The organism is Sphaerisporangium sp. NBC_01403, from assembly GCF_045040145.1.
Classification (GTDB): Bacteria; Actinomycetota; Actinomycetes; order Streptosporangiales; family Streptosporangiaceae; genus Sphaerisporangium; species Sphaerisporangium viridialbum.
Window position 1 is genome coordinate 6435943 of the sequence record NZ_CP109534.1, and the last position, 15948, is coordinate 6451890.

Genomic DNA, 15948 nt, shown 5'->3' on the forward strand with positions numbered 1-15948 from the left:
TTCGGGCCGGGCTCCGCCGTCGCCGCGCTCAGGGGGACAGCGGCCGGTCACGCGATGCCGCGGCCGGGGTCGTACGGCTGCCGTCAGCGCGGCCCTCGCGGCTGTCCCCCACTCGTTCGGCGGCACCTCCCGCGACGGTGCGGAAGAGGGAGAACCATGCCCGGTAACAAGGCGGTCGCTTATCGGGGCCCCGGCAGGGTCGAGGTCGAGGACACCGACTACCCCGAGTTCGAGCTCAAGGACGGGCCGGGGGTGAACCCCGCCAACGTCGGCCGCAAGGTCCCCCACGGAGCCATCGTCAAGGCGGTCGCCACGAACATCTGCGGCAGCGACCAGCACATGGTGCGAGGGCGCACCACCGCCCCCAAAGGGCTCATCCTGGGCCACGAGATCACCGGTGAGGTCGTGGAGCTGGGCCCCGACGTGGAGTTCGTCAAGGTGGGCGACCTGGTGTCGGTCCCGTTCAACATCTCCTGCGGCCGGTGCCGGAACTGCAAGGAGGGCAAGACCGGCATCTGCGAGAACGTCAACCCCGACCGGCCGGGTTCGGCGTACGGGTACGTGGACATGGGCGGATGGGTCGGCGGGCAGGCGGAGTACGTGCTCGTGCCGTACGCGGACTGGAACCTGCTGAAGTTCCCCGACAAGGACCAGGCGATGGAGAAGATCCTCGATCTGGCCATGCTGGCGGACATCTTCCCAACCGGCTTCCACGGGTGCGTGACCGCGGGGGTGGGGCCGGGATCGACGGTCTACATCGCGGGCGCCGGCCCGGTGGGGCTGGCGGCGGGCGCGTCGGCGTTCCTGCTGGGGGCGGCCGTGGTGATCGTCGGCGACCTGAACCAGGATCGCCTGGCGCAGGCCCGCAGCTTCGGCTGCGAGACCGTCGATGTGTCCAAGGGCGATCCGGGGGATCAGATCGAGCAGATCCTGGGCGTCCCCGAGGTGGACTGCTCCGTCGACGCGGTGGGCTTCGAGGCGCGCGGCCACGGCAGGGAGGCGCGGACCGAGCGGCCCGCCACCGTGCTCAACTCCCTGATGGAGATCACCCGGGCCGGCGGCGCGATCGGCATCCCTGGCCTGTACGTCACCGGCGACCCGGGCGCGGCCGACGAGGCCGCCAAGGAGGGCTCGCTGTCGATCAGGCTGGGGCTCGGCTGGGCCAGGTCGCACGCCTTCTTCACCGGCCAGTGCCCCGTCATGCGCTACAACCGGCAGCTCATGATGGCGATCCTCCACGACCGGGTGCAGATAGCCAAGGCGGTCAACGCGACGCCGATCCCGCTCGACCAGGCCGCCAGGGGCTACGAGGACTTCGACAAGGGCGCGGCGTGCAAGTTCGTCCTTGACCCGCACGGGTTGCTTCACTCGAGCACGTAGAGGGCGTACATGCGAGTCGTGGCCCTGTCCGGGGGGACCCCCTCCGGGACAGGACCACGACGGTGGTTGGTGACGGACCCCGCCACGGGCTGTCAGTGAGCCGTGGCGGGGCCCGCGGTCTGGCGGGTCAGAGCGCCGGGTAGGCGTTCTGCAGGAGCTGGCGGAACTGCGCCGAGAACCACGCGCCGGAGATCGGAGCGTTCGGCAGAGCGCCGGTCGCGTTGTTGCCGTTACGGGCGTTGCCGGTGTAGGTCGGGTCGCACATCCGGTCGAAGCCCTTGCCCTCGTCGTTCGGGATGGCCGAGCTGGAGCCGTCGGACTCGCCCGGAGGCTTGATCCAGACGTAGGCGTCGAGGCCGGTGGCGGGGTTCGCCTTCGGACGCTCGCCAAGACCGGCGCCGCTCTGGTTGCACCAGTTGCCGGCGTGGATCCGCCGGTCGACGCGGGACTGGTCCACGAAGGTGTTGACGTCGGTCGACGTGCTCGGGCCCGTGGGCCGGGCCGACCCGCCCCAGCCGTTGCGGGAGGTGTCGATCAGCATGCCGATGGTCGACGGGAATCCCTCGGTGATGAGCCGCTGGCGGAACGCCTGGGCGTAGGTCAGCTCGTCGACGTAGAAGTTCCAGTCGACCCAGCGGGACTGGCGCACCGACTGGCCGCCCGGGGTGGAGTTGATGGTGAAGTTGGGCTCGGTCAGCGCGGAGTAGTTGGCGGTGTTGGTGATGAAGCCGTCGACGCTGGACATGCCCGCGGTGGTGCCGCGCGCGGTGCTGGCGAAGAGCTGGGCCGACGGGCCGAAGTTGGTGTCCCAGCCGAGCCAGCCGTGGTGCCCCGCGTCGATGTAGGTGTACACGTTCGAGATCGCGTGCAGCTTGTTCAGGGCGTACTGCACACCCTGGACATAGGCGCCCGACGACTGCGCCTCGGCGCAGGCCGCGATGTTGGTGTTGGTGATCAGGTTCGGCAGCGAGTCGATCTCAACGATCGACACGATGCGCAGTGCCGCGTACTTGGGGTCGGCCATGATCGCGGCGATCGGGTCGATGTACTCGGTCTTGTAGCGGTTGAGGCCGTTCTCAGCGATCTTGAGCTCGCCGTTGGAGGCCAGGGCCGAGCAGTCGCGGTTCGGCAGGTTGTAGATGACGAACTGGATGGTCAGCGGGGTGCTGCCGTTGGCGGCGTCCTGCTGGACGGCCGCGTCGAGGTGCGCGCGCAGGCCCTTGGCGCTCGACGAGCCGGCGATGGCGGCGATGCGGTCCAGCCACACGCCCGTCGAGATGTTGGCGACGGCGGAGCCGCCCGGCTCGGCGGCGGCCTTGGTGGACCAGTCGCTGTTCACGTAGCCGGTTGCGCCGGCGTAGGGGTTGTCGACGTGCGTGCCCGGGTTGCCGCCGCCGGTCTGCACGGAAGCGGTAACCGCGACCGAGGCGAGGCCCGAGGAGGCGACCGTGATGGCGCGGGTGCCGTTGGCGCTGCTGGCGTTCGCCGCGGCCGACAGCGTCACGTTCTGCGCGGTGTTCCAGTTGGCGGAGGTGAAGGTCAGGCTCGCCCCGCCCGTCACCGTGATGCCGGAGTTACCCGTGCCGGCGGTCGAGGTCACCGTCACGTTGCTCGTCGGCTGCGCCGCCAGCTTCACGGCGTAGGTCGCCGTGCTGCCCGCCGCGACGGTCACCGCGGTCGGGCTGACCACCAGGGACTGGGTCGTGCCGCCGCCGCCCTGAACGGACGCGGTCACCGCGACCGAGGCGAGGCCCGAGGAGGCCACGGTGATGGCGCGGGTGCCGTTGGCGCTGCTGGCGTTCGCCGCGGCCGACAGCGTCACGTTCTGCGCGGTGTTCCAGTTGGCGGAGGTGAAGGTCAGGCTCGCCCCGCCCGTCACCGTGATGCCGGAGTTACCCGTGCCGGCGGTCGAGGTCACCGTCACGTTGCTCGTCGGCTGCGCCGCCAGCTTCACGGCGTAGGTCGCCGTGCTGCCCGCCGCGACGGTCACCGCGGTGGGGCTGACCACCAGAGACTGGGTCGTGCCGCCGCCACCGCCGTTGCAGGTCACGCCGTTGATCGCAAAGCTGGTCGGGTTGGTGTTGGTGCCACTGAAGGTGCCGTTGAACCCGATGGTCCACGAGGCTCCGGTCGCCTGGCTCCCGTTGTACGAGAGGCTCTTCGCGGTGACGTTCGCCCCGGACTGCGACCAGTCGGCGGTCCAGCCCTGGGTCACCTGCTGGCTGCCCGGGAAGGTGAAGGTCAGCGTCCAGTTGGTGAGGGGGTCGCCCAGGTTCTTGATCGTGACGTTTCCGCCGAACCCGTTGCCGCCTTCCCAGGCCTTCTCATACGTGACCTGGCAGGCGACCGCGGCGCTGGCCGAAGTCGGGCTCACGACGAGCCCGATGGCGGTGAGCAGCAATGCTGCCACCGCCGTCACGGCTCTGCGCCAGGAACTCTTGTGGGGTCCCATTGTCTGTTCGTCTCCCTTATGAAACTTGATGGGTCCGCCGCCTTCTTGAGACGGCCAAGCAGCGCCCAGCTCGACATGCGGCGGTGGGAGCGCTCCCATGGTGTGGTTGTTTCGGGAGGATGTACAGCAGATTGCGCGCGGCCACGGCCGGACGGCAAGCCCTCGCCCGCCGCGCGGCACCCGGCCCCCCGTTGGCCTTGGCAAACGCGCCGGGCCGACCTGTGGATCGCCGCGCAGTCCAATGAAACATTCATCTGGAAGGCCCGGGGCGTGGGCGAGATCCCACTGGCGCCGTCGCGCCCGGGGCGGGCAGGGACGAGACTGGTCGGTGCCGCGCACGGCGGCAGCGGTGACAGGCTGAGGCTGCGGAGGCAGGATGACGACGGCCCGCGTTGAACCGCCCACGACGGCCGGGCCGGCCCGGCGGCCGGAGCTGGACGCGATCCGCGCCCTGGTGGTGGTCGGGCTGGTGTTCTTCCACACGGCGCTGGTGTTCGACGCGAGCGACGACTACTACGTGAAGAACGCCGAGACCACCCACGCGACCATGATCGCCACCGGGCTCGGCGTGGTGTGGGCGATGCCGATGCTGTTCCTCATCGCCGGCCTCGGCTCGTGGCACTCGCTGCGCCGGCGCGGCGCCGCGGGGTTCGCCGCCGAGCGGCTGCGGCGGCTCGGCGTGCCGCTGGTGTTCGCGACGCTCACGATCATCCCGGTTCCGCAGTGGCTGCGGCTGCGCGCCGACCCCGGCTACCACGAGTCGTACCTGCGGTTCCTGCCGAAGTTCTTCCAGGTGCGCCTGGATCCCACCGAGTTCCCCTTCGTCCTCCAGGGCAGGTACTTCGAGGTCGGCCACCTGTGGTTCGTGGTGCTGCTGCTGGCGTTCTCGCTCCTGCTGGCCCCGCTCGTCCGCTGGTCTCCCCACGACCTGGCCGGGCGGATCCGTGACCGGACGGCCAGGGCCGTAGGAAGGCGGGGCGTGGTGCTGCTCGCGGCCGTCCCCGTCGCGGTGGCCAGCGCCCTGCTCGGCCTTGAGCAGGCGTACGCCGCGTGGAGCCGCTGGGCGTACCTGCTGTTCTTCCTGTACGGGTTCGTGCTCGCCGCCGACGAGCGGTTCCGGGCCGCGATGCGCCGCGACTCCCGGCCGGCCGCCGCGCTGGGCGTGGTGCTGTTCCTGGCGGGCCTGCCGGTGTTCCTCACCGCGGGCGACGCCACGGGCGGCAACCCTCTCACCGACATGAACGCGCTCGCCATCGGCGCCCGCGCGGTGTACGGCGCGACGGGGTGGTGCTGGCTGGTGGCGATCCTCGGGCTACTCGACCGCCGCCGCCCGGCGCCCGCGGCCGTACAGGCCCCGCGGGAGAACCTCGGCCGGCGGCTGTACGGCTACCTGGCCACCGCCGTGCTGCCGCTGTACATCCTGCACCAGCCGATCCTCGTCGCCGTCGCGTACGGCGTGGTCGGCCTGCCCGCGCCGATCGCGGTCAAGTACGCCGTGATCGTGGTGGCCACGCTCGGCCTGACGCTCGCCGCGTACGACCTGCTGGTGCGGCGCACGCGGGTGACCAGGTTCCTGTTCGGGATGCGCGCGCAGGCGTGAAACGTGCCCGCCCGTGCCTCGCGGTGCGGACGGGCACGCGCGCGTTACGGGGTGAGGTTGGTCAGGCGCACCTTGACGAGGGTGGTGACGGCCGGGCCGGCCTCCCAGCTGCCGTCGAGCGCGGTGATGGTGACGTTGCCCGCGTCGAGCAGGGTGCGGTCGGCGTCGGTGACGGGGTCCGGGCCGGTCGCCGGCAGGGGCAGGATCCGGTAGCACGTGGCGCAGACGTCGGGGGCGGGCGCGTAGTCGGTCGAGACGGGCAGCGACGTGCCGAGCTTGGCGAACTTCACCTGGCCGTTCGGCGTGACCGGGTAGTTCACGTTCAGCGCGGTGTGGTCGGGGAGGATCTTGCCGTTGTACGCCGAGGTCGCGGCGAGCTTGTTCACGACCTTGACCGCGAAGTCGATGGACTGCTGGGTGCTCGGGAACGAGTTCGAGGGGCCCCTGGCGGTGCTGAACGCGACGGCGGGGACGCCGCCGGCGAGGGCGGTGACGGCCGCGCCGACCGTGCCGGAGTGGTTGATGAGCGCGGCGACGTTCTCGCCCGCGTTGGGCCCGGAGATGACCAGGTCGGGCGGGTTGCTCGCGAACAGGACGCGCACCCCGAAGGCGACGGCGTCACCCGGGCTGCCCGCGATGGACCAGATCCCCGGGGACCTCTCCACCGCCTCCAAGGTGCTGCCGAACTTGATGTTGAGCCCGGTGCCGACCGCGCTGGCGTCGGTGAGCGGGGCGACGATCGTCACCTGGTGCCCAGCGGCGATCAGGGCCTGGCGGAGGCTCTGCGTGGACGAGGAACTGTAGCCGTCGTCGTTGGTGAGCAGGATCCGCAGCGAGTGCTGGTCCTTCGCCTGCGCGGGAGCGGCCGCTCCCACCAGGGAGGCGAGTAAGAGAAAGGGGATGAGGATACGTCTGAACACGATGGGTCTCATTGGTGGCTCGCACCTTTGCCTGGATACATCCATTACGTGACAGTTTGGAATGTATATGGACAGCAATGTCAAGGGAAGACCGCGTGACCCCAAGGTGAACATCCAGGTATCGCGGGCGGTGCCGGAATTGTTGCGCGAGATCGGCTACCAGCAGATGACCGTCGAGGCGATCGCCCGCAGGGCCGGGGTGAGCAGGCCCGCCATCTACCGCCGCTGGCGGTCCAAGGCCGACATCGTGCTTCACGTGCTGTTCGAGCGCGCCGGGTCCGGCGGCTTTCCGCCCCCCACCGGCGACCTCCGCGCCGACCTTGGGACCTGGGTGAGCGCACTGCTGGCCAGGTTCGGACGTCCCGAGGTGGCCGCCGCATATGTCGGCCTGATGGCGGACCTGCGGGACAGGAGGGGGTTCTCCGTCGAGCTGGTGTGGCCGGGACGCGACCACCTGGCCGAGACCCTCTCCATGGGCGGGGCCAGGCCCGAGGCCGACGCCGAGGTGCTCTTCGAGCTGCTCGTCGGCGCCATCCTCCTGCGCCTGGCGGGCGGCGGGCCGGTGGACGACGCGGCGTACCAGGAGCGGCTCACCGATCTGCTCTTCCACGCGGTGGCGGAGACGCCGTAGAGCACGCGGCGGCCGAGGCCGCGTAAAGCACATGGCGCGGAGACCGCGTAGAGCACGCGGCGCGTAGAGCGCATGGCGCGTAGACCGCGTACAGCACGCGGCGCGGGGACCGCGTAGGGGCACCGGCCGCGCACTCCGCGGCGCGGTGAGTCACACCCGCCCCACCTGCACCGATGGATCGCAAGCCATTCGACCCTCTGCCGCTGTGGCCTGTTCACATGCGGTTAAGCCGCTCTTGCCAGTGTGCCCTACGTAGCCGGAGCCAAGATCTCTCCGGCGGGATGGAAAGGCAAGACATGGGCCACGGGCACGATCACCCTCACGATCACTCTCATGCTCACCCGCACGACCACTCTCACGGCGCCGAGCACGCCCATGACCAGGGCGAGATGTCGCCGGTCGTGGACATGTCGGTCCCCGACGCCGAGCTCTCCCCCGGCCAGCTCTCGCGCCGCACGATGTTCCGCCGTGCGGGCCTGCTGGGCGCCGGCCTGACCGCCGCGGGCGTCCTCGGCACCGCGGGCGAGGCCGCCGCCGCGACCCCGCAGCGCGTGCGGCACAACACCGAGCCGCGCGACGGCTACCTGTGGCTCGCCGGTGACCACCACATCCACACCCAGTACAGCTCCGACGGCATGTACAAGGTGAGCGACCACGTCAAGCACGCCAACGCGTACGGCCTCGACTGGATGGTCATCACCGACCACGGCAGCGTCGCCCACGCCAAGATCGGCGTCGACAAGGTCAACCCCGACATCGTCGCCGCTCGCAAGATCGTCAAGGACACCCTGGTCTTCCAGGGGCTGGAGTGGAACATCCCGGCCGCCGAGCACGGCACGGTCTTCGTGGCCCCCGGCCGCAACGAGCTCGCCACCCTCAAGGAGTTCGAGAACTCCTTCGACGGCTCGGTCAAGAACGCGAGCGGCAGCTCCCCGCAGAACGAGGCCCTCGCCATCGCGGGGCTCAACTTCCTGGCCGACGCCGTGAAGAAGCGCCGTGTCGAGGCCGCGCTGTTCCTCGCCAACCACCCCTCCCGCAAGGGCCTCGACACCCCGCACGAGATCCGGGCCTGGCGGGACGCCGCACCGGGGATCGCCGTGGGCATGGAAGGCGCGCCGGGCCACCAGGCCGCGGGCATCGCCAAGCCGAACGGGCCGGGCTCCGGCCGCGGCTTCTACGACAGCAGCCCCAGCGCCGACTCCTGGGCCTCCTACCCGCCCGAGAGCTACAAGACCTTCGGCGGCTTCGACTGGATGACCGCGACCGTCGGCGGCCTGTGGGACAGCCTGCTCGCCGAGGGCAAGAGCTGGTGGATCACCGCCAACTCCGACTCGCACACGGTCTACGGCGACACCAGTGACCGTGGGCCCGGCAGCGACTTCAACGCCAACGGCAAGTACAACGACCCCGTCTACAAGGGCCCGTTCAACCTGGGGAACGGCGACTTCTGGCCGGGCTACTACAGCCGGACCCACGTCGGCGCCAAGGGCTTCTCGTACACGGACGTCATGGACGGCATCCGCGAGGGTCGCGTCTGGGTGGACCACGGCGGCCTGATCAGCGCCCTGGTCGTGCGTGCCCGGCAGGCGGGCACCGGACAGCGCGGAGTGTCCCTCGGTGACACCCTGCACGTGCGCAAGGGCTCGAAGGTCGAGCTCTCCATCGAGATCACGCTGGCCAACCAGCCGAACTGGGCGCAGTTCATCCCGACGCTGGCCCGCGTGGACGTCATCCAGGGCGACGTCACGGGACCGGCCGCCAACAAGGACGTCTTCACGACCCCGGCCACCAAGGTCGTCAAGTCGTTCGAGGTCGGCAAGAACTCCGGCACGGTGCAGCTGACCTACCAGGTCGGCGCCGTGGACCGCCCGGTCTACGTACGCCTGCGCGGCACCGACGGCAACCGCAGCGCCGCCGGGCTGCTCGGCGCGTCGGTCGACCCGAACGGCCCCCAGATCGACGTCTTCGGCGACGCCGACCCCTGGAAGGACCTGTGGTTCTACAGCAACCCCATCTGGATCGTGCCCCGCGGATGATCATCGGACTGGACGCGGGCTCGCGGACGGTCACAGAGGCCGAGCACCTTCTCCATGACATGGTGAAGGTGCTCGGCCTTCCGGCCGGCACCGTGGGCTGCACGCACTTCGTACGACCCGAGTCGGGCGCACCGCACGTCGCCTGCTCGCTCGTCCTCCAGGCGCCTCCCTCGGGACTCCCCGAGAACGTGGGCGCCGCGCTGGGCGACAGCCGTACCGGACCGGACGACCTCGCGGAGGGCGCCGCGCTCGCGGCGGCCGAGCACGCCGCCGGAGCCGGCGGCCGCCTGGTCCTGTTCCCCGGCCACGCCGAGCTGAACGGCACGCTCACCGTCGCCGAGGTGCTGGCCGGCTCCTCGATCGAGCAGGTCGTCGTGCTGGCTCAGGCCGAGGATCCGTCGCCGGACACGCTCGTCGTGACCAACGACCACGTACGGCCGCAGTGGCGCGACGGGCGCGTCGTCCTGCTCACCATGCCGGCCGCGGGGGGCCGCCTCATGCCCGCCGAGGTGCCGAACCCCACGCCGTGCTGCGTGGACCACGGCTGACCCATCTCAGACACGGCCTCCCGCGAGGTCCATGAGGCGGGACAGCACGTGGTCGCCGTCGTGCTCCCACTCGTTGGTCACCCAGTGGCGCGGGTTGCTCGGCGGCGGGCGCGAGGGTCAGCGCGGTGCCGAGGTCATGCTGGTGAAGGCGGCGACGGTGCCTTCGAGCTGGAGGCGCAGCTCGGCGGGGGTGATCTCGGGGTCGAGCAGGGCGCTGACGCACTGGCGGCGCAGCGCGCGGTCGAGCACCCCCGCGGAACGGTCGCCGAGCCCCGGGTAGGCGAGCTGGATGGTGCCGACCAGGCCGACGATCTCGGTGGCCAGGGCCTCGTCGAGGTGGGCGCGGAAGGTGTCGACGCCGAGGTGCGCGGCGGCGAGCACCGAGGGCGTGACGAAGGCGCCGGCGGCGGAGGTGAGGGTGTCCAGGCTCGCGGCGAGGAAGGCCCTCGGATCGGCCGTGGCCAGGTGCCCGTGGCGGGCGCGGAAGTCCGCGCACACGCGTTCGAGGTTGGCCGGTGAAAGCCCGAAGAGCAGGAGCTCCCGTTTGTTCGGGAAGTAGTGGTAGAGGCCGCCCACCGACATGCTCGCGGCCCGGGCGGCGCGGGCCATGGTGATCTCGCGCGCGCCGTGCACGCTGATGAGTGGCGCGACCGCGAGGAAGATCTCCTGCTGCCGCCTGACCCGATCCTCAGCCGGTCGCCCGATTTTTCCGAACATGGGGGCTGATTCCTCTCAACAATCCGGCCTTTTCTTGTCTGCTCTGGCCTGGATCAGAAGACTGCTCGTACCGGGGGCCTCCGGGCCACCGCGACATCATCACTTCACCGTGCCAGACGGAGGAAAGCCGTGAGCAACAGCAACGTCGACATTATCAAACGCGTCTATGACGCCTTTCAGACGCGCGACTTCGGCGTGATCGGGGAGTTGTTCGACCCCCAGGTGGAGATCCACCAGTCGGAGCTGCTGCCGTGGGGCGGGCACTTCAAGGGCCACGAGGGGGCGGTCGCCTTCTTCACCGAACTGCTGCGCAACATCGACCCGCAGCTGACGGTCGAGCGGCTCATCGACGCGGGCGACCACGTGGTGGAGATCGGCCGGACCGCCGGGCTGACCGCCGCCGCCGTCCCCTTCGACCTCCCCGAGATCCACGTGTGGGAGTTCAGCGGGGGCAAGATCGTGCGCATGGAGATCTACATCGACACCCCGGCGATGCTCGCCCACCTCGCCTGACCCTTCCCGGGATCCGGTGGAAGACTGTCCGCATGGCCCATTCGCAGGACACCCATTCACCCGAGGCGGACCCGGCCTGCGCCGTCGCGCACGGTGAAGCGGCGGCCCCGGCCACCGACCGCACCCTGGTCGCCGTGTTCGCCTCCCCCGTAGCCGGCCACCTGCTGCGCTACGCCGCGGATCTCGGGTTCCGCGGGATCCTCCTGGAGCCCGACGCCGGCCGCGCCGCGGCCGTGGGAACGTCCGGCTTCGAGGTCGTCACCGGCCCGCCCGGCGATCTGGACCGCACCGCCGACGTGGTGGTGACCGACCACCACCGTCCCGAGCGCGGCACCGTGCTGAGCGACCTGCTCGCCCGCGAGTGCCGGTGGATCGGGGTGCTCGGCAACCCGCGCCACCCGGGGCCGCACGTCGCGGCGCTGGCCGGGCTCGGCGTACCGGACGAGGACATCGCGAGGGTGCACCGGCCGGTCGGGCTCAACATCGGCTCCCGCACGCCCCCAGAGATCGCGATCGCGACCCTGGCCGGCCTCCTCGCCGACCGCAACGGCCGCCCCGGCGGCTTCACCTTCTGACGGCGGCCCGCCGCCAGGGGCCGTACCTCATCGGGAGCCGAGTGCCGGCCGCACGCCGAGGCCGATGGGCACGACGCCGGAGACCTGCGGGCGCGCCGACCTCGCGGGCTCTGGGGGAAAGAGGGTTCTGGGCTCGTTTCTCCGGGGCTTCTAGCCACCTGTCCCCGGCATCTGCATGATTGACGCATGGCTGAAGACGCGACCCCGGTACCGGCGTGGCAGGCGATGACCGAGGCCCAGGTCCGCCGGTGGGAGGAAGTCCTGGGCGGCGTCGCCGAGATGCTCCCGCCCGGACCCGCGTGCGTGGTGGTCGACGGGGCCGCCCGCCAGAGCGCGATCGTCGCCGACCGCCTCGCCGCCACCCTCCGCGCCGCCGGCCGCCCCTGCACCCGCCTGTCGGACGCCAACCCGCCCGCGGACGAGGACGAATGGTACGCGGACCGCGCCTCGGGCACGGTGGCGATCGCGGACGGCGAGCGCTGGCGGACCCACCCTCCCCAGGATCGCTGGGACGTCCAGATCTGGCTGCGCACCCGGGACACCGGCGACCGAGCCAAGGAGAACGCCGAGGCCGACGCGGACATCATCGTCGACGTGCACGACGCGGCCTGGCCGGTGATCCGCCACGTGCGGCCCCACCTGGCCGATCACGACCGGTGGTACATCCCCGAGAGCCGGGCCTTCTTCGGCCCCCGCGCCGCCACCTGGGACACCAAGTTCGGCGACGACATGCCCGCCTACGCCGCGGCGATCAAGGAGTCACGGCTGCCCCGGGACGGCGTCGTCGTGGACGTCGGCTGCGGCACCGGCCGCGCCCTGCCCGCGCTGCGCGACGCCGTCGGCCCCGATGGCCGCGTCATCGCCCTTGACCTGTCCCCCGAGATGCTCGGCCAGGCCCGCGCCCACGGCCGTGCCGAGCACGCCCGCCTCGTCATCGGCGACGCGCGCCGCCTGCCGCTGGCCGGCGCGTCCGTCGACGCGGTGTTCGCGGCCGGGCTCATCATGCACCTGCCCGACACCGGCGCGGGCCTTCACGAGCTGGCCCGCGTCACCCGCCCCGGCGGGCTGCTCATGCTCTTCCACCCCTCCGGGCGCGCCGCCCTCGCCGCCCGTCACGGCCGTACGCTGAGCCCCGGCGAGCCCCTCGCGGAGACGCCTCTGCGCCGGTCGCTGGACGAGACCGGGTGGAAGCTGACCTGCTACGACGACCCGGCGCACCGCTTCCTCGCCATCGCCACCCGCCGGTGACGACGGCCATCGGTCCGTGTGACGGTACCGGCGCCCTTTGAGCGACACAATCATGGCCAGCACCATGGCCGCTTCGACGTGCCTCGCGCCGATGGCACGTACGGGCGGTCATGGCCGCGTCCCGATCTCTCAAAAGCGATGCGATGCCGGTAGATCACGGCGCGATTGCGAAGCCAGACCGGGGTTGATGCCGGAATATGCGAAGGTATGGTGATTGATTGTGACGACGTTTCGGATCAGCGAGGCGGCCGCTCTGCTCGGGGTCAGCCCCGACACCGTCCGGCGGTGGGTCGACGCCGGGCGGCTCACAGCTCAGCGGGACGAGCACGGCCACCGCATGGTGGACGGCACCGACCTGGCCGCGTTCGCGCGCTCCCAGATCGAGGTCGTGAACGGCGCGGGTCAGTCCTCGGCGCGCAACCGCTTCCGCGGGATCGTGACCGAGGTGATCAAGGACGCGGTGATGGCGCAGGTCGAGATCGCCGCCGGGCCGTACCGCGTCGTCTCGCTGATGAGCCGCCAGGCCGTGGACGAGCTGGGCCTTGCGGTGGGGGTGGTGGCGGTCGCCGTGATCAAGTCCACCAACGTCGTCGTGGAGATCCCCGACCACACTCGCACAGCGAGTCAGTAAGGAGCCCTTGTTGTTCAGGCGTGTATCCCGGTGGGCCGCCGCGGTCCCCCTCGCCCTCGCGCTCGCCGCCGGCCTCGCCGGTTGCGGCTCCAGCGACCCGGCCACCCCCTCGACCGCATCCACCACCGCCTCCTCCGGCGGGGCCACGGCGTTGACGGTGTTCGCCGCCGCCTCGCTGACCGAGACCTTCACCGAGCTGGGCAAGACGTTCGAGGCCGCCCACCCGGGGACGTCGGTGAACTTCAACTTCGGGTCCAGCGCCACCCTCGCCCAGCAGATCACGCAGGGCGCCCCCGCCGACGTGTTCGCCGCCGCGAGCCCGGCCACGATGAAGACCGTCACCGACGCGTCGCTGTCCTCCGCTCCGACGACGTTCGTGCGCAACAAGCTCCAGATCGCCGTCCCGCCCGACAACCCGGCCAAGGTGGACGAGCTCAAGGACCTGTCCGACTCCAAGGTCAAGGTCGCCCTGTGCGCCGAGCAGGTGCCCTGCGGCGCCGCGGCGGTCAAGGCCCTGGACGCGGCGGGGCTGAAGGTCACCCCCGTCACCTACGAGCAGGACGTCAAGGCCACCCTCACCAAGGTCGAGCTCGGCGAGGTCGACGCCGCGCTGGTCTACAAGACCGACGTGCTGGCGGCCGCGGGCAAGGTCACCGGCATCGCCTTCCCCGAGGCCGACAAGGCGATCAACGACTACCCGATCGCCGCCCTGTCCAAGGCCCCCGCTCCTGACCTGGCCAAGCAGTTCGTCGACCTGGTCCTGTCCTCCCAGGGCAAGGACGTGCTGACCAAGGCCGGCTTCGAGGCTCCCTGACCGGCATGACACCGTCCACGTCACCGACGGGCCGGGGCGGCGCGCGGCGCGGCCCCGGCCCGGCGGGCGTCGTGGCGGGCCGCGTCCCCTGGGCGCTGGTCGCGCCCGCAGCGCTCGGCATGGCCTTCCTGGTGCTCCCCCTGGCCGGGCTGCTCATCCGCGCGCCGTGGTCCACGCTCGCCGAGCGGCTGGCCGAGCCGCAGGTGCTGGAGGCGCTGCGCCTGTCACTGGTCACCGCGACCGTCGCCACCCTGATCTGCCTGCTCCTCGGCGTGCCGCTGGCCTGGCTGCTGGCGCGCGTCACCTTCCCCGCCCGGCGCCTGGTACGGGCGTTGATCACCGTCCCCCTGGTGCTGCCGCCGGTGGTCGGGGGCGTCGCGCTGCTGCTGGTGCTCGGGCGGCGCGGCCTCCTGGGCCAGTGGCTGGAGGCCTGGTTCGGCATCAGCCTGCCCTTCACCACCGCCGGGGTCGTGCTCGCCGAGGCGTTCGTCGCGATGCCGTTCCTGGTCATCAGCGTCGAGGGCGCGCTACGGGCCGCCGACCTGCGCCTGGAGGAGGCCGCGGCCACCCTCGGGGCGTCGCGCTGGGTCACCTTCCGCCGCGTCACCCTGCCGCTGGTCGCCCCGGGCGTCGTGGCGGGAGCCGTGCTGTGCTGGGCCCGGGCGCTCGGCGAGTTCGGCGCCACCATCACCTTCGCGGGCAACTTCCCCGGCCGCACCCAGACGATGCCGCTGGCCGTCTACCTGGCCCTGGAGACCGAGCCGGAGGCCGCGATCGTCCTCAGCCTCCTGCTGCTCGCCGTGTCGGTGATCATCCTGGCCAGCCTGCGCGACAGGTGGGTGACCAGCCCATGACCCTGCACGCCCACCTGGTGGTCGCCCGTCCCTCCTTCCGCCTGGACATCGACTTCACCGTGGCCGCCGGGCAGGTCGTCGCCCTGCTCGGGCCGAACGGCGCCGGCAAGACCACCGCCCTGCGCGCCCTGGCCGGGCTCGTCGGGCTGTCGGACGGGCACATCACGCTGGAGGACGCCCCCCTGCACACCCTCGCGGCCGAGCGCCGCCCGATCGGCATGGTCTTCCAGGACTACCTGCTGTTCCCGCACCTGTCCGCCCTGGACAACGTGGCCTTCGGCCTCCGGTGCCACGGCGCGTCCAGGTCCGGCGCGCGCCGCCGGGCTGCCGAGTGGCTGGAGCGCGTGGGCCTCGCCGAGCACGCGCGCACCAGGCCCCGGCAGCTGTCCGGCGGACAGGCCCAGCGCGTGGCACTGGCCCGCGCCCTGGCCGTCGAGCCCCGCCTGCTGCTCCTGGACGAACCGCTGGCCGCCCTGGACGCCCGCACCCGGCTCGACATCCGCGCCCAGCTGCGCCGTCACCTGACCGACTTCGGCGGCGCGACCGTGCTGGTCACCCACGACCCGCTGGAGGCCATGGTGCTCGCCGACCGACTGATCGTCATCGAGGACGGCGCGGTCGTGCAGGCGGGCACGCCCGCCGAGGTCGCGCGCCGCCCGCGCACCGACTACGTCGCCCGCCTGGTCGGCCTCAACCTGCATCGCGGCGTCGCCACCGACCGGCAGGTCAAGGTGGACGAGGTGCTGTTCAGCGTGGCCGAGCCGGTGTCCGGCCCGGCGTTCGTCGCGTTCTCACCCGCCGCGGTGGCCCTGTACCGGACCCGCCCCGACGGCTCGCCGCGCAACCTGTGGCAGGCCCGCATCCAGGGCATCGAACGGCACGGCGACAACGTCCGCGTCCACCTGGACGGGCCGATCACCGCCTCCGCCGACATCACCCCCGCCGCCGTCGCCGACCTCGACCTGACTCCGGGGCAGCAGATCTGGGCCGCCGTCAAGGCCACGGAGACCCACGCCTACCCCGCGTGAT

General features: G+C 71.6%; 15 protein-coding genes. 12 read left to right on the forward strand and 3 right to left on the reverse strand.

Annotated features, from left to right (window positions below; all coding sequences use genetic code 11):
* Window positions 1-156 precede the first annotated feature (156 nt).
* A complete protein-coding gene (gene fdhA, locus OG589_RS28680) occupies window positions 157-1380 on the forward strand; it encodes a formaldehyde dehydrogenase, glutathione-independent (protein ID WP_405140894.1) in 1224 nt (407 codons plus the stop codon).
* A gap of 127 nt (window positions 1381-1507) precedes the next feature.
* Here the strand turns inward: fdhA and OG589_RS28685 are convergent, their stop codons facing one another.
* Entirely contained in the window at window positions 1508-3832 is a 2325-nt protein-coding gene (locus OG589_RS28685; RefSeq protein WP_405140895.1) for a glycoside hydrolase family 6 protein, read from the reverse strand.
* Between the two features lie 376 nt (window positions 3833-4208).
* On the opposite strand from OG589_RS28685, the gene OG589_RS28690 reads away from it, so the two are divergent.
* Window positions 4209-5432, forward strand: coding sequence for an acyltransferase family protein (locus OG589_RS28690; protein WP_405140896.1), 1224 nt, complete (start codon window positions 4209-4211; stop codon window positions 5430-5432).
* A 44-nt stretch (window positions 5433-5476) separates the two neighbouring features.
* On the opposite strand, the gene surE is transcribed toward OG589_RS28690, so the two are convergent.
* Complete coding sequence (gene surE / locus OG589_RS28695; RefSeq protein WP_405140897.1) at window positions 5477-6352, reverse strand: 5'/3'-nucleotidase SurE; 876 nt, start codon at window positions 6350-6352, stop codon at window positions 5477-5479.
* 67 nt (window positions 6353-6419) lie between these two features.
* Between surE and OG589_RS28700 the strand changes: the two genes are divergently transcribed.
* From OG589_RS28700 to OG589_RS28710, 3 genes are all read left to right on the forward strand, one after another.
* Complete coding sequence (locus tag OG589_RS28700; RefSeq protein ID WP_405140898.1) at window positions 6420-6983, forward strand: TetR/AcrR family transcriptional regulator; 564 nt, start codon at window positions 6420-6422, stop codon at window positions 6981-6983.
* A 389-nt stretch (window positions 6984-7372) separates the two neighbouring features.
* The gene (locus tag OG589_RS28705; protein ID WP_405140899.1) at window positions 7373-9019 is read left to right on the forward strand and encodes a PHP domain-containing protein; all 1647 of its coding nucleotides are present in this window, start codon (window positions 7373-7375) and stop codon (window positions 9017-9019) included.
* Complete coding sequence (locus tag OG589_RS28710; RefSeq protein WP_405140900.1) at window positions 9016-9567, forward strand: hypothetical protein; 552 nt, start codon at window positions 9016-9018, stop codon at window positions 9565-9567. Before OG589_RS28705 ends, OG589_RS28710 begins: the two co-directional genes overlap by 4 nt.
* A gap of 117 nt (window positions 9568-9684) precedes the next feature.
* Here the strand turns inward: OG589_RS28710 and OG589_RS28715 are convergent, their stop codons facing one another.
* Window positions 9685-10284: a TetR family transcriptional regulator gene (locus tag OG589_RS28715; protein ID WP_405140901.1), complete on the reverse strand. Its 600-nt coding sequence runs from the start codon at window positions 10282-10284 to the stop codon at window positions 9685-9687.
* A 129-nt stretch (window positions 10285-10413) separates the two neighbouring features.
* Here OG589_RS28715 and OG589_RS28720 point away from each other — a divergent pair, with 129 nt between their 5' ends.
* The 7 genes from OG589_RS28720 to OG589_RS28750 all read left to right on the forward strand — a co-directional run bounded on the left by OG589_RS28720 (window position 10414) and on the right by OG589_RS28750 (window position 15947).
* Window positions 10414-10797, forward strand: a complete 384-nt coding sequence (locus OG589_RS28720; protein ID WP_405140902.1) for a nuclear transport factor 2 family protein — start codon at window positions 10414-10416, stop codon at window positions 10795-10797.
* 32 nt (window positions 10798-10829) lie between these two features.
* Window positions 10830-11372, forward strand: a complete 543-nt coding sequence (locus OG589_RS28725) for an XdhC family protein (protein ID WP_405140903.1) — start codon at window positions 10830-10832, stop codon at window positions 11370-11372.
* Window positions 11373-11558: 186 nt separating this feature from the next.
* On the forward strand, window positions 11559-12620 hold the full coding sequence (locus OG589_RS28730) for a class I SAM-dependent methyltransferase (protein ID WP_405140904.1): 1062 nt from the start codon (window positions 11559-11561) through the stop codon (window positions 12618-12620).
* A 220-nt stretch (window positions 12621-12840) separates the two neighbouring features.
* Complete coding sequence (locus OG589_RS28735; RefSeq protein WP_405140905.1) at window positions 12841-13251, forward strand: TOBE domain-containing protein; 411 nt, start codon at window positions 12841-12843, stop codon at window positions 13249-13251.
* A 7-nt stretch (window positions 13252-13258) separates the two neighbouring features.
* The gene (gene modA / locus OG589_RS28740; protein WP_405140906.1) at window positions 13259-14065 is read left to right on the forward strand and encodes a molybdate ABC transporter substrate-binding protein; all 807 of its coding nucleotides are present in this window, start codon (window positions 13259-13261) and stop codon (window positions 14063-14065) included.
* Between the two features lie 5 nt (window positions 14066-14070).
* Complete coding sequence (locus OG589_RS28745; protein ID WP_405140907.1) at window positions 14071-14919, forward strand: ABC transporter permease; 849 nt, start codon at window positions 14071-14073, stop codon at window positions 14917-14919.
* A complete protein-coding gene (locus tag OG589_RS28750) occupies window positions 14916-15947 on the forward strand; it encodes an ABC transporter ATP-binding protein (RefSeq protein WP_405152146.1) in 1032 nt (343 codons plus the stop codon). The genes OG589_RS28745 and OG589_RS28750 overlap by 4 nt, the downstream gene beginning before the upstream one ends.
* Window position 15948 lies beyond the last annotated feature (1 nt).